This window comes from Paenibacillus sp. AN1007 (assembly GCF_040702995.1).
Classification (GTDB): Bacteria; Bacillota; Bacilli; order Paenibacillales; family Paenibacillaceae; genus Paenibacillus.
Genome location: NZ_CP159992.1, coordinates 3117407 through 3131321 on the forward strand (window position 1 = coordinate 3117407; position 13915 = coordinate 3131321).

Consider the following 13915-nt stretch of genomic DNA (forward strand, 5'->3'; position numbering starts at 1 on the left):
TATGCCCCATGATTATTGTTGCGAATCAACCGATTCAGCTGTCGCCCTCCGAATGGTCTGCATTTGAATGGCACTGGTTACAGCAGCTTCAGAATCGCCCGGCACCATATGTGTATCAATCCATGGAACATCTGCATTTTGAATGGAACTTACGTGAATCTCTCGTAGACGCTGCCGAAGGATTGAATCGAAGCGGAGTCAGCTTTGCCTCATTCGAAGACTCCAGGTGCAACCCTGCCTGCTGGAACCGTAATGCAGAAGGCGGATTTGAACTGAGGCCGGATGTAACTCCCGCAGAGGGTATTCGAGATATATGGAGGAACGGGCGTTTATATGCATTTGAGTGCGCAACCGCTGCCGTCATTGTACTGTACGGTGGAGTACTTGGAAGTATCCGTGAAGAAGCTTTTAATTCATTATTTCGCAACCTCCTGCTGTTTGACTGGCATTACGATAGCGATCTGCGTTTGACCGAAAAGAACGGGAAGGAGACGGCACTGCCGGGGGACGTGCTTTATTTCAAAAATCCCGATGTCTCTCCGGAAACCCCCGAATGGCAGGGTGAGAATACAATTATGCTGCGTGAGAACGGGTACTACGGACACGGCATTGGCATTGCAAGTGGTCAGGAGATTATCCATACCTTAAACCAGTTTCGTTTTCCGGGAAGTCGGAACACTGCGTATTTAATGGATATGGTTATATATCCGGACTTCCTCTACTTGTCCCGTTATGCCAAAGACCGACCTGACAGCAATCCAGACGTATCAACACCAGTGCTCCCTGGGCAGCTGTACGTCAGAGTGGGCGGAAGCCGTTATCTCCGTACTTGAATTGTACAGAAAAAGCCCAATAGAAAGCAGCGATGAAGCTGTCTTGATATTGGGCTTGCTTCTATATGAAGGTAGGGACTGCTCTATGCCAAGTATCCATGTTGAATGTCGTCCCGACCACTCTGACTTCCCACCGCGTATGTTCGCAGCAAAAAAAAACGGAGCTGCTCCATTTAAATCTCAGTCAAGCGGGTCAAGCTGCACAACAACCTGCTTGCCGCTAACCTGTACTCCCGTTGATCTTCTGCCGTGCTCTTTCAGTGCGCTGCACAATGCTTCTGCCCAAGCTTTGCCTGCTTCTCCCTCTTTCGCTCCATGAACTTGAATGACAAACTTCACGGAGTCCCCCTTTTTCAGAATCCGCTCTGCCTGTGATTGCTTGACATCCCGATCATGATCTTCCATCTCCAGATGAAGCCGAATTTCCTTCACTTTTCGTTTCTCCGGTGCTTTGCCTGCTTTTTTCTTCGCCTGCTGTGCTTCTTCACGAGCGGCACCGGCACCGATCAATTTACATGGAGGGGGACTTGTCATAAGCGAAATACAGACCAAATCCACTTTGTACTGCCTGGCCAGAGCCAATGCTTCCTTTGTCGGCATGACTCCCAAATCTTCTCCGTTCAGACCGGTGAGCTGCACCTCGGCTGCCTTAATTTTTTCATTTTTAATCATTTGAGCCATAACTTTTCCTCCTTAACATGAAAAGCCTGTCCTGATCACGCAAGATCAGAGCAGGCTTAAGTGAGGTACTCTATATTCATACATACGTTAAAACGTTAGATTACATTAAAGAAACGAGGCTTTCCTATAGATAATATCAGAGAACCTAACTCTCGAATTACAAAGTGTTAAATGCCTCTGTCAGAACTGGTACGATCTGCGATTTGCGGGATACAACGCCTTTGAGCAGTGCCTTGTTGTCTGCCAGTGTTACGTTATAGGCTTTCTCTACCGCTTTTGTAGAAGCACCATAAGCCAGTGCAACAGAATCGTTGTTCAAGATGTCGGTAACAACAAATACGAACAGATCAAGACCTTTACTGGAAATAATAGCTTCAATCGCTGCTTCAAGTTCTGGCTGTTTGACAAGCACATCATTGACGTCAACCGCATTCACCTGTGCAATTTCAACCTTCGCCGTACCCATAGCAAATTCCTTCGCATCCAGGGAGATCAGTTCAGCAATCGTTTTCTGACTTAGATCCGCTCCGGCTTTCAGCATATCCAGACCGTAACTGTCTGCATCTACGCCAGCAATGGCAGCCAGTTCACGAGCTGCAGCCACATCCTGCTCTGTGCATGTTGGAGATTTGAACAGCAAGGAATCCGAAATAATGGCGGACAGCATCAGACCTGCGATCGGTGCGCTGATTTCGATACCGTTCTCTTTGTACATTTTATTCAAAATGGTTGCCGTACATCCTACCGGCTCGGCACGGAAATACAAAGGCTGGCTTGTCTCGAAATTGGCAATACGGTGATGGTCAATAACTTCAACAACCGTCACGTCTTCAATATCACTTACGCTTTGCTGGCGTTCGTTGTGATCCACCAGAATGACTTTATTCACTTCGTTAGCCGCTGTTTTGATCAGACGCGGTGCTTCAACTTTGAATTGATCCAGTGCAAACTGCGTTTCGCCGTTCACTTCGCCCAGGCGCACCGCTTCCACTTCCTGGCCCAGCTTACTTTTCAGGTCTGCGTACGCGATTGCTGAACAGATCGTGTCTGTATCCGGGTTTTTGTGGCCGAAAATTAATGCTTTTTCCATATTCATAGCCCTCCGTCAATTCGAGTTTAAGTTCAATTCTACCCTTGTTTGAATCATACCTTACTGATTATAGCGCTTATACGTCTTAATTCCAATCCCTTTACAGCGAATTAATTATTCATCATGCAAAGAGCAGTTTTCTAAGCGGTAACCACCGGGAAGAGTATACGTCGTTCGCTGCATTCATCCATGTCTATTCTAATTTGCAGTTGTATTAGCTACATTTGCAATTAGATGTTTGCCCAGTTTATCACCTTTACACAGCGCCTGAACAAGCTCGCGGCCTGATTCCGGGGTCATTTTACCGTACCAGTCTCCCTGCGGATACACAATCGTTACACATCCGTCATCACAGCGACCGTTGCATTTTGTACGTGTTGTATGAATGAATCCTCCAGCCTGCTGTTTTGCAATTTCGTCCCGCACCGCCTGAGTGACTTCTTCGCCCTCATTACGCATACATGTTCCACCGTTACATAGTAAAATGTGGTGCTGCAGTTGATCCAGATTATAGATAGCCAAACTCGCTTCATTCCTCTCACATCAATAGGATATGTATCTTCATATGATTGCACAGTGCTGCATTACAACTTTATAAATTAGCACATCGATCCAGGTTCGTGCAACGGATAACTTTAAACTACATCTCCGGGTTCAGCGTATACTGTCCCCTTTTCACAAAAAACGTCCGCAAACAACCTTTATCATCGATCTCCAGCAGGTTTAACTGCGCACCATAAGCACATCCGCCATCTATGCCAATCTTGTCTCCTCGCGGGTCCATCCAGACGCCAGACTCCTCATGCAGATGCTGCACAGGGGTATGTCCAAAAACAACCATTTCCTGAAGCGCTGTAGGTCTGCTGTAAAAAGGTTCACGAATCCAGATGAAATCCTGTTCAGATTGGTTTCTCCAATCCGCTTGGTCGGGGTTGATCCCGGCATGCACAAAGATATAGCCAGGAATTTCATAGTACAGCGGAAGCTCGTCCAGAAATTGAAGATGATTGTTATAATGTGAGCGCATCCATTTTTTGTCATGTGCATAAGCATGCCAGTTCATCTGGTCACCGTCATAGGAAACATCGAGATAGCTGGCTAGTGTCTGTAACCCTCCGTTGCGAATCCAGTGCAGGTCATACTCCTGGACATCATGAGTCAACGCTTTGACCATCATAGCATCATGATTGCCTTTGAGTATGATAATGCCGTGGTCCTGCTTTAACTTCATAATCTGCTCAATGACCTGTCTGCTTTTGGGGCCGCGATCCACGTAGTCGCCCAGCAAAATCAACTCATCCTGCGCCGGGTTGTACTGAACCTGCTCCAGCAGTGCATTGAATTCATCATAACAGCCATGAATGTCACTCATAATACATCTGCGCAAGTGAATCTCCTCTCTTTCCGGGCGAGGCCCAACATATGGACCGGGACCGTACCGGCTTGCAGCAGCTGCCCGCAAGCCAGGCTAAGTTCCAATCCCATCCATACTTATATTCCCGCTCCTATCGGCTCAGACCTGCTGCAGTCCAAAAGCTTCTGCAATCAAACTAAAGGAACGAAGACGTGCCTCAAACGAATGAATCGCAGACGCAATAATCACTTCATCGGCTTCATGCCGTTCAGCCATCGTGATAATTTTGTCCTTTACCTGATCCGGCGTACCAATAATCGAGAAAGAGCGGCGCTGACGGATTTGTTCCATCTCCATAGCCGTGTACGGGTAGTTATGAACCGTTTCCAGCGAAGGGAAGGAGCCCTGTTCCAACCCGCGTCCAAGCCGCAGGAAAAATAGTTCATTGCTGCGCGCCAGTTCAGCAGCTTCCTCTTCCGTATCTGCACAGAAAGCAGAGACTGCGATCATGGAATGCGGCTTGTCGTTTAGAATCGAAGGTTTGAAATGTCTGCGGTAATGCTTTATCGCTTCTTCGCCGCCCGGCGTTCCAAAAAACTGGGCAAATGCATAAGCTGTACCTTGTGCCGCAGCTATTCTGGCTCCTTCCGAGCTGGAACCGAGCAGCCAGACTTCGGGAACAGTAGGCACAGAAGGTCCGGCTACAAGTGAAGCAAAACGATGATCTTCAGGCAGCTGTTCGTGGAAATAACCACCAAGGTCCGCAATCTGCTGCGGGAAAAACTGTACATTCGACGATTTGCCCTCATTCAGCGCTCTGCTGGCAATAGGCATGCCTCCTGGGGCACGGCCGATCCCCAAATCGATACGCCCAGGATGCAGTGCCTCCAGCAGACGGAAATTCTCTGCCACTTTGTACGCACTGTAATGCGGCAGCATGACTCCTCCCGAACCTACCCGTATTCGATCTGTATGCGCAGCCACATGAGCGATCATAATCTCCGGGCTTGAGAACGATAGTGCTCCCCCGCCGTGGTGCTCCGACATCCAAAAACGGGAAAACCCCAGCTGTTCGGCATGACGGGCTAACGTAACAGCTTCATGCAGGGCATCCTGCACTTGGCGGCCCTCACTAATGTGTCCATGCTCCAGTACACTAAGTTTCATATATGTTCATTCCTCTCGTCCGTGAATTAAATATACTTCAAACCGCTTTCTTCTCCATTGTAACATTATAAATTACAGTTTCAAACTTTACGCTAACCTTTCTTTATTACAAATAAGTTTCGAAAAATATAAAGAAACACCGCCAGCATCTCTGCCAGCGGTGTTCCATTATAATGTTATTTCGCTAAATTCCATTATGGTGCTCGTTTGGGTAACAGCTTAACGTATTCGTCAGACAGTTTCATCAGGCTGAGGACATGTTCGTAATCGGAACGGTAAGGTTCCAGATTGGTCACCGGTTCATAGGTTTTGAGCGAATAGGCTGTTCCATCGTCAAAGCCCGCCCCAGGGATAAACATGATGTCATTGTTGACAAATGAGCCTGTCGGCAAATAATAACGAATGCCGAACGCATTATGATCCATATTCAGCAGATCATGCCCAAATGCAGTGAACTTCTCCTGCTGCAGCGATACGCCCATCAGGTTCATGACTGTCGGCAGTATGTCCAGCTGACCTCCCGGCTGCTCGATCACCTGCCCCTTCGTTTGCTTTGGCGTATGAATCATCAGCGGAATATTGAACCGGCTCACTTTTCCATCATACGGAATGCCTAGATTGGCCTGAATCTGCTGTGTAATTTCCTCATCCTCAGGTAATCCGAAGTGATCTCCATAGAGCACAAGCGTGGTATTATCCCATAAACCATTTGCCTTCAGCTCATTAATAAGCTGACCGATCGCATAGTCTGTATAATTGATTGCCTGCAAATAATCATGCAGCAGTTTGTTCGTAATCGCCCCGGGAATCTCGATCCTCGCCCGGTCTGCAGGAACGGTGAAAGGCGAATGACTCGACGCCGTGATGAACTGAGCATAAAATGGCTGGTTCGCTACGTGATGCGCAGTCATTTTTTCCATACCCACCCGATACAATTCTTCATCTGACGGCCCGAAATCGTTAAATTTGTCATTCGTGAAGCTCGGCTTATCAAAGAATCTTGTGAAACCGAGGGCAGGATACATCTTGTTGCGGTTCCAGAAAGTAACATCGTTGACGTGGTATGTCTCGGACTCATATCCGTCTTTGGCCAGCAGCTTCGGCAGGCTTGGAAGGTCACGATCACTGTACCCCGCTGACATCGGCACAACCCCTGTAGGATATATAGACGTGTTCGACATAAACTCGGCATCCGACGTATTTCCTTGGCCGATTTGTTGGAAAAAACGAGTAAAATAATAGCTTTCTTTCGCAAGATTATTCAAAACGGGTGTTAATTCCTGTCCGTTCAGTGAAGCGTTAATCGGAAAATTTTGAAAGGACTCCAGCTGCAGCACAATCAAGTTACTGCCCTTGGCCTGACCAAAATATTTTGCTTTCACCGACGCACCGTTTTTCGCTTTGTCCTGATAAGGATATTGACTGACCAATGCGTTGATCTTGGCAACCGTTTCGTTAATATTGCCATTCGCAATAGCTTCATTTTCCCTGCTTGTCAGAATAGCGGAAGACACTTGGTAGTTCAGAAAACCAAGATTTTCAGCCCGTACCAGTTCATTATCAATCGTTTCCCCTTTGACAATAAAACTGCCGGACAACACGATGCAGAACGCCGCTGTAAGCGCAACCCCCAGTTTGCCCCAGTAGCGGGAGCGGCTTTTGCCAAATGACAGGCTGTTATCGCTGAAGCTGCTGCGATATCCTGCCCGGCTGCGTCTGCTGCGCGCGATAAACCAGATGGGAACGGCAAGGATCATATCGGCAAAAAACAAAAAGTGCTGAGGCCGAATCAGCGGCCCGATACTTCCTCTGACCTGAGCTACCTGCCCCAGCTCACTCAGCGCGGTATACGTAGGAACCGAACTAAAATGTGCATTATAGAGCGCAGCTGCGAACAGAACCAGCGAGAAAAGCACATTAAATGCTCCGTATACCGTCCGCTTCCAGCTCATCGGCACAATAAGATCAAGTACACATACAATCGTGAGCGCAGCGAGTGCATCGGTTAACAACCCTACGCCAGATAATCCATTGAAAAAGAAATACCGCAGAAGAGATAACTTCAGCAGCATTAAAATAAATAAGACGGCAAATAAGACCCGTGAAGAAGTCTGCCTGCTTTTTGTAGTCGATGTAAACATGGCTGCGTTCAACCCTTATCTGAAATTTTTACGTTCATTTTACAAAACGCATATTTCAGTATAACAGTTTTCGGCTTTCTGTTCTATTGAGGTTATGCGGGTATCCCCGGATTTTTTGATCCATCTTCTCATTAAAAGGGAAATCCGGGGAAATACGCATGCTTCCGATGCACTTTATTTCAGAAAACTTTCAGGCAATCGTTGATACATCCTCATTTGCATCCTTCCTGTCATTGCGTAATGCTCGAATCACTGCCTGTGCAGCCGCAAGCCGGAACCCGGGAATCTGCTCCGGTCTGCAGCAAACAGCATCCAGCCCGATATCATGTATAAATGCAATTGACCGACTGTCTTCGATAAGTTCACCGGATATGGAGGTTTTCAGATGCGGCCTGCGGACTCGACCTTGAGCAGCAGCCGTCTTCACTAAGCTGCTGATTTCTTCTATATCAAGCTTGTGCAAAGCATGATATTCGGTGTGAGATATGTGGCCATAAAAATGTTCCCGCTCGTCTGCTTCTTCAAGGGTCCAGCCAAAGGTGGATTGTGTCATCTCATCCACAGCAAACGAGATGAAGTCCGCGCAGCGTGCAAGCTGTGCTGCCATCAATGGCGATCTGGATGAAGCAATCGACACTCCTACCTTGTACACGCAGTGGCGTCTTTCTTCGCCAAGCACTTGCTCTGCCACATGATCGACCAAATCCCTCATCTTCTGCATCTCATTCACATGTTCTACATGCGGAATCATGATCTCAGGACGCACCCACAGCCCTTCTCGGATGCTTTTGACAGCAGCCCGAAAGAGCGCCTCCAGCTGCATTTCATGGATTTCAGACAAAACCGCGTCCAGTTCTTCTTCATGTGCTTCCAGCGCATTTGGACCCGGAAACAGCTCATGCAGCGGGAAATCAAATAATTGAATGGTCACCGGGCGTCCGTCCATCATTTCAAAGAGGCTTTCAATGTCCGACTGCTGCATCGGCAGCAACCGCTCCATCCCGCGTCTGCGGTCTGCTTCTGTATTCGCCATAATCATCTTTTGTACAAAGGGTTTTCTGGACGGACATAACAGCATCGTTTCTGTTGTGCAAAGACCGATTCCCTCCGCACCCCAGGCTCGTGCCTGCACAGCATCTGCTGCATGTTCCACCTTCGCCAAAATGGATAAGCTCTTCACTTCATCAGCCCATTCCAGCACAACTTTCATCTCTGGCAGTTCCTGATTCATACACACTGCCAAATCTTCTGGTTTCAGCCGCAGAAGGGCATCTTCTTGATCTATCAGTCCCTCGTGTACCATGTCGACTGCACTCCTCACTGCAGCAATCGGACTTACATACGCAGGTTTCACAGAATGTATCCAGATTGAACCTGAGTCCACCGTATACGTGATCTCCTGTACAGCTCCAGTGCGCTTCTCCAGATCGATGCAGATCTTCTCAAGGTCTGTATAACGTGCTGGATTATTTCTTTTTAAGTATGAGAGCGCATGCAGCATCCCCGAACGGCTTCTCGCGGGCAGGTAATCTCCAATTATGCCTTTTTGTCCCGTTTCGGGATTACGTGTATAAACGCTTCCTTTCCCCTTATAGTCAGTGTAATTACCATGCACAATGGACTGGATCAGCACAGGTGCTCCCGCTGCCTCGTCTTCTAGATGTTTTTCTTTAGACCATTCCGTTCTATCATTCATCATGTTAGGGGAAGCAAGTACCGCCCGCACTGCTGTTTGAAGTTGAAGATTTACATCCTGGGGAAAAGCATAACCACTTTTGACCTGAATCCGCTCTTTCCACTCAGCAATAAGCAGTTCAAGCTCCATCTCTGTAGAAACGAACCGTTTGGAATTGATGGAATGCACAGCTCTTAGATCAGGAATATCAAGGACCATTTGTCCATAATGCTGTAATGCAGCCAGATAACATTGAAGAGCATATAACCGATTGCCTGTCTGGCGAGCGAAACCTTCAACGGTACTGTCATTCAAACCTACATAAGGTATGCGGCACGCCTCAGCAGAAGAAGCATTCACTGCCTCATCTGACTGGACCTCAAGCAGGAGCGGATTGTCTGGATCACCAAAACTCATACCGGTCTGCTGCTCAAGATACCGTACCGCGCTGCCCAGCTCTTCCATCATTTCACCGGAAAGAGGTCCTGAACGGGTACAGCATGCGCGGCAGCCATCCACTGTGACGACCATTCCCGCTGGAACAGACCATCCTGCTCGCTTCAGTTCTGCGAGAGCAGCTCCGATACTATGAGTCATTCCTTTCATCTCTGCTGTATCTTCCTCGATCAGCATTACCCGTTTAGTCATTACAGCTCTCCCATCTGCCGTCCATGGCTGTGTTCGAAAGTCAGCTTCGCTTGGAACCTATACTGCCTTCACTCTAATGTTATGTTGTAGGAGCGTATTCAAAGACTACAGGTTCAGCATTTTGTAATCGTTATTCCGCTTTTTTGTTATTGTTTAGATTTTTTTGCTGATCATTACTGCTTCGCTTCAAACTTATCAAGAAAAAAAGCCGTTCTTTTAAGAACGACTTTAATGAAATATGTAGATATAACCGCTGCTGCCCAAAAACATATGTTCCAAACCGCCTCAAAATCCCCTATACATTTTTGAATTAAGACATTCCAACATTTAAATTTCCCATAACGAATTGTATCACTTATGAATAAGCTGCAAAGGAAAATAGTAGCAGGAAAATAATACTAAAATATGTCTTCCCCATGACATACTTCCTGAAAACTTTAATTTTAATTAATAAATATTTACTATATCAACCCATTTTTAATTGTGTTAGCATAAAAACAGCAATAAATAAACCAGTTTTTAGGAGGTTAATATGAAAAGAAGAAATATACTGCTCAGCTTTTCGCTAACGACGCTTTTATTTTTAACTTCAGCTGCTGGTGCGTTTGCTTCATCTTCTGAAGTTGAGGTGCAGTCCATTCCTGATCGTCTCCCCGTGCCAGAAGGCTATGAATTAATTCAAGATTTCGAACCAAAGCAGGAAAGTGGTAAAAGCAACGTGCAAATTGAAGCTGCTGTCTCTGCTACGCCAATGACCTTCGGAATTCAATCAACTGAAGCTGCTGATGAATCAGAACAGATTGATTATGAAGTCATCGAGAACACAACCAAGCATTATCAAGATTCGAAGAACGTTAAAACAAACGAAACTCTGTCACAGTATAGAGCTGACGTTACTTTAGCAGCCGTTAATCGCCAAATGGGAGGCAACACTACGGACGCAAACCAATTAATAAAAGTAACGGTGACCGTCTTTTATCATGAAGTGACCAAGGGCTCACAGACTTTTGTAGGTCTAGATAAAGTATATTACAGATATGATAAAGGAAGTAAATACAGCAGTTCTAAAGTGTTCTACGGGAATCGGTATGGTGGCGATCTGCTCCAAACTGGACCTGGAATTAATGGAACCGCCGTTCTTGAAAGAGAACCTCTCGTTTATATTATTGAAAAGATTACCTTGGGTCAGACTTATATGAGACAGCCATTCCCTAATGTAGATGAAGTTCTTGTAGGCGGACTGCTTACGGAGATGGGAGTGAAAACGCAATCCAGATGGTATGATCACAACTCCAAACTTTTGTTTAATCTTGATTTGAATGCCTTGATTCAAGGTAAAGTAACACCTTAGTTATTACGGGGCTGTTTCAAGACTCTTCAAACAAACCTTGGTGAAGAGCACTAACACGGATACATCCAAACCGGACAAAGCAGAGGTTTATCCTCGTTTGTCCGGTTTGGATTTTTTTCTATTGCCGCTTTTTTGAACAGATTGTGAGCAGGGCAAAGCCACCCGACCTCTATGTTTTCTTTTTACAGGTCACGAAGCAGGAATCTTCAGAAGCCCCGATTGTTATTAATTTGCCCAAACACACGTTCATGCTCAATCATTATAGCCGGTTGAGCCTGGCTGGATTATCAGGGAAAGGGTCCACTTAGGCTTCCAGTTCCTCTTTGGTCCAGTGCAGCTGGACGCCGAGGGCAATCAGCTGCTGCTGATAGGCCTCAAGATGCGCGGCTGACTCCCTGACCTTAGCTGGCTCTACCTGCTGCTTGATAGAATAGGCCGCGAGCGTTCCCGCCGCTTCGCCGATATTCCATTCGGTCGGATGCAGACGGTAGCAGCCGTTCGCAATCTGGGTCATGGATATGTTCTTGCAGGCCGGGAGCAGGTTCTTGACCCGCACCGGAATCAAAGCGCCCAGCGGAATCTCGTAAGGATGATTCGGAATATAGAAAGTCCGCTGGCTTACCGTGGTAGGATGTAGATCTAGATGATAGCTGCCTACGCCGACGCTGTCCTCATAACGCTTCGGTCCTTCCGGACCGCGCAGCTCCTTGCTCACATCCTGCTCGGCTATCGTGTACAGGCCGCAGATGCGCCGGGATTCCCGGATGTAAGGTGCCTTGGCCAATCCATCCTCTGTGCCGAGCACATCCCCGCGCAGCCGCACGCCCGGGTAGCCCTTCCCGCCGTCCAGGCGGGGCGCTTCGGTCTGAAGCCAGTACACGAGTGAGAGGGTGAGCTGCCGTGCTCCCTCCAGGTGCCGGTCCCGTTCCTCCGGCGATACGCCGATAATGGGTCCGGCATAATAATCGTTCAGCGCCCAGTTCAGCAGCGTGACTTCGCCATCATTTAACGGCTCGGTCCAGATGGCCGGGTCCACGATCCGCCGATAATCCCACAAAGAGACAATTCCCTGATCATTCGGGAACATCGTGAACTGCTTTAACTTGCGCGTATCTTCAGCATCCGAAGCGAACCAGCTCAAGATCGGATACTGCGAAAACGTTGGGACATATTCGCGCCAGTAATCATAATCTCTTGGGCGCGGAATCGTGTAGTCCCCGCCCTCCACATAGTCTACAGCCGCCACATGAGTGATAGACTGCATATCGAGCGGGTCCGCTGCCTCCAATGCATGAGGCTCCCCTGTCTCGCTGCGGGCTTCTGCGCCGCTGACATGCTCGACTCCAGCAAGCGGCAGCAGATCGCCGCATTCTGTGGCATCCAGATAGTAGTCTCCGCACAACCGGAGCAGGTTCCCCCCCATCCCCTGCCGGACAGTGACTCCAGTAATATGATCCCCTTCAGTATCAGCAGCCACTGGCACCGTATAATATAACACCTCGATCCGCCCGGTGTTCACATACGGAGCCAGCATCTCGTGGAGAACAGCCAGCGCCACCTTCGGTTCATGCGCCAACCGGCTGACCCAGCCGTTCCCGGGATTCAGCACGGGATTACTCCGAGCTTCATCCGTAAGCGGATAATTTCGCCTGTAATAGTCCCTGACCCTGCTTCGAAACTCCTGGTATGCTGCCGTGCTGCCCGATTGCTCAATCCAGCGGTGCTCATCCGGTGGTACAGCCTGCGAAGTTAACTGCCCGCCCAGCCAGTCTGTCTCCTCCGTAACAAGCACGTGCAGCCCTGCCTTGGCAGCGGCCAGCGCAGCCGCCGTTCCGCCGAGGCCGCCACCGATAATAACAACATCCGAACGCATCTCCTCTCCACTAGCCATGTTCCCTGTCCTCCTTGTCCCGGCAGGTATCCCCGCCTCTGCCTACCTCAATTCGGTGCAGCCGCTCCTGTGCCAGACGGACCGCGCCGAAACATCCGGCCTGGCTGCCCAGCTTCGCCGGCACGATCCGGCCAGCCAGTTTTTCGCCTGCCTTAGCCACCAGCAGCGGCCACCAGACGGCGCGGCTCTGGATAACGCCTCCGCCAATAATAATCGACTCGGGGTCTATCGCCGCCCCGATATTAGCTGTCACCTGCGCCAAATAAGCAGTAAAGCGCTCCAGCACCGCCAGCGCAGCTGCATCGCCCTGCTCAGCTGCTGCCATAACCTCACGGCCGTGCGTATATTCCCGGCCGGTCTTCTCCTTTGCCAGCCGCAGCAGCGCCCGGCCGGACACATATTGCTCCACGCAGCCCAGCTTTCCGCAATTACAGGGGCAGCCATCCGGCACCAGCACCGTGTGGCCCCAGTCGCCCCCGCTCCAAGCGGCTCCGCGCAGCAGCAGCCCGTCCGCCATATTGGCCCCACCGACCCCGGTGCCCAGAGTGAGCATGACCAGGTTCGGCCGGCCGCGTCCGGCGCCCAGCCAGGCCTCTCCCAGCAGCGCGGCGTTAGCATCATTATCGGCCGCCGCAGGACGGCCAGAGGCAGCTTCGGCCCACTGCGTAAGCTGCACTCCTTGCCAGCCGGGCAGATTATCGGTGGCGTAAACCACCTCGCCAGAGTCTGTGTTGATCCGGCCCGCCGAAGCAATCCCCACTGCCTTCACCCCAGGATGCCCCGCGAGCAGTTCCTCCACGAGGCTGTAGAGCTGGCCCAGAATCGAATCCCGGCCCAGCCGGGCCTCCGTATCGCGAACGGCTTCCGCTAGAACGGTCCCCTCTTCATCGGTCACAAGCCCCTTGATACTTGTCCCCCCGATATCCACACCTATGAATTGCTGCATTCGCACCGCCTCCACTACTGCGTCTGTATCCTGCAGAAACGGCTTTACAATCCTTTTGGGGATAGTACCGTTTCAGCTCTTAAGTGTCGTCATGAAGAGTAATGATACTCTTTATCCTATTTCTATTCAGTTTTCAGA

The 13915-nt window shown here is 49.2% G+C and carries 11 protein-coding genes; 2 read left to right on the forward strand and 9 right to left on the reverse strand.

Annotation, left to right across the window (positions count from 1 at the left end; genetic code table 11):
* Positions 1-8 precede the first annotated feature (8 nt).
* Complete coding sequence (locus tag ABXS70_RS13610; RefSeq protein ID WP_366296323.1) at positions 9-833, forward strand: protein-glutamine gamma-glutamyltransferase; 825 nt, start codon at positions 9-11, stop codon at positions 831-833.
* A gap of 180 nt (positions 834-1013) precedes the next feature.
* Here the strand turns inward: ABXS70_RS13610 and infC are convergent, their stop codons facing one another.
* From infC to ABXS70_RS13645, 7 genes are all read right to left on the reverse strand, one after another.
* Positions 1014-1505 carry a translation initiation factor IF-3 gene (gene infC / locus ABXS70_RS13615; protein WP_366296649.1) on the reverse strand — a complete coding sequence of 164 codons (492 nt, stop codon included), beginning with the start codon at positions 1503-1505 and terminating at the stop codon, positions 1014-1016.
* 166 nt (positions 1506-1671) lie between these two features.
* Positions 1672-2604, reverse strand: a complete 933-nt coding sequence (locus ABXS70_RS13620; RefSeq protein ID WP_366296325.1) for a manganese-dependent inorganic pyrophosphatase — start codon at positions 2602-2604, stop codon at positions 1672-1674.
* 198 nt (positions 2605-2802) lie between these two features.
* Positions 2803-3126 carry a (2Fe-2S) ferredoxin domain-containing protein gene (locus ABXS70_RS13625; protein ID WP_342555728.1) on the reverse strand — a complete coding sequence of 108 codons (324 nt, stop codon included), beginning with the start codon at positions 3124-3126 and terminating at the stop codon, positions 2803-2805.
* A gap of 118 nt (positions 3127-3244) precedes the next feature.
* Positions 3245-3991, reverse strand: coding sequence for a metallophosphoesterase family protein (locus ABXS70_RS13630; protein ID WP_366296327.1), 747 nt, complete (start codon positions 3989-3991; stop codon positions 3245-3247).
* A 126-nt stretch (positions 3992-4117) separates the two neighbouring features.
* Entirely contained in the window at positions 4118-5125 is a 1008-nt protein-coding gene (locus tag ABXS70_RS13635) for an LLM class flavin-dependent oxidoreductase (RefSeq protein ID WP_366296329.1), read from the reverse strand.
* Positions 5126-5319: 194 nt separating this feature from the next.
* Positions 5320-7266, reverse strand: coding sequence for an LTA synthase family protein (locus ABXS70_RS13640; RefSeq protein WP_366296331.1), 1947 nt, complete (start codon positions 7264-7266; stop codon positions 5320-5322).
* A gap of 190 nt (positions 7267-7456) precedes the next feature.
* Positions 7457-9589 carry a putative PEP-binding protein gene (locus tag ABXS70_RS13645; RefSeq protein WP_366296333.1) on the reverse strand — a complete coding sequence of 711 codons (2133 nt, stop codon included), beginning with the start codon at positions 9587-9589 and terminating at the stop codon, positions 7457-7459.
* Positions 9590-10121: 532 nt separating this feature from the next.
* Here ABXS70_RS13645 and ABXS70_RS13650 point away from each other — a divergent pair.
* On the forward strand, positions 10122-10940 hold the full coding sequence (locus ABXS70_RS13650; RefSeq protein ID WP_366296335.1) for a hypothetical protein: 819 nt from the start codon (positions 10122-10124) through the stop codon (positions 10938-10940).
* Between the two features lie 304 nt (positions 10941-11244).
* Here ABXS70_RS13650 and ABXS70_RS13655 read toward each other — a convergent pair whose 3' ends face one another.
* Positions 11245-12831, reverse strand: coding sequence for an FAD-dependent oxidoreductase (locus ABXS70_RS13655; RefSeq protein ID WP_366296336.1), 1587 nt, complete (start codon positions 12829-12831; stop codon positions 11245-11247).
* Positions 12824-13777 (reverse strand): ROK family protein, encoded by a 954-nt coding sequence (locus ABXS70_RS13660; protein ID WP_366296338.1) that lies wholly within the window; start codon positions 13775-13777, stop codon positions 12824-12826. The genes ABXS70_RS13655 and ABXS70_RS13660 overlap by 8 nt, the downstream gene beginning before the upstream one ends.
* Between the last annotated feature and the right edge of the window lie 138 nt (positions 13778-13915).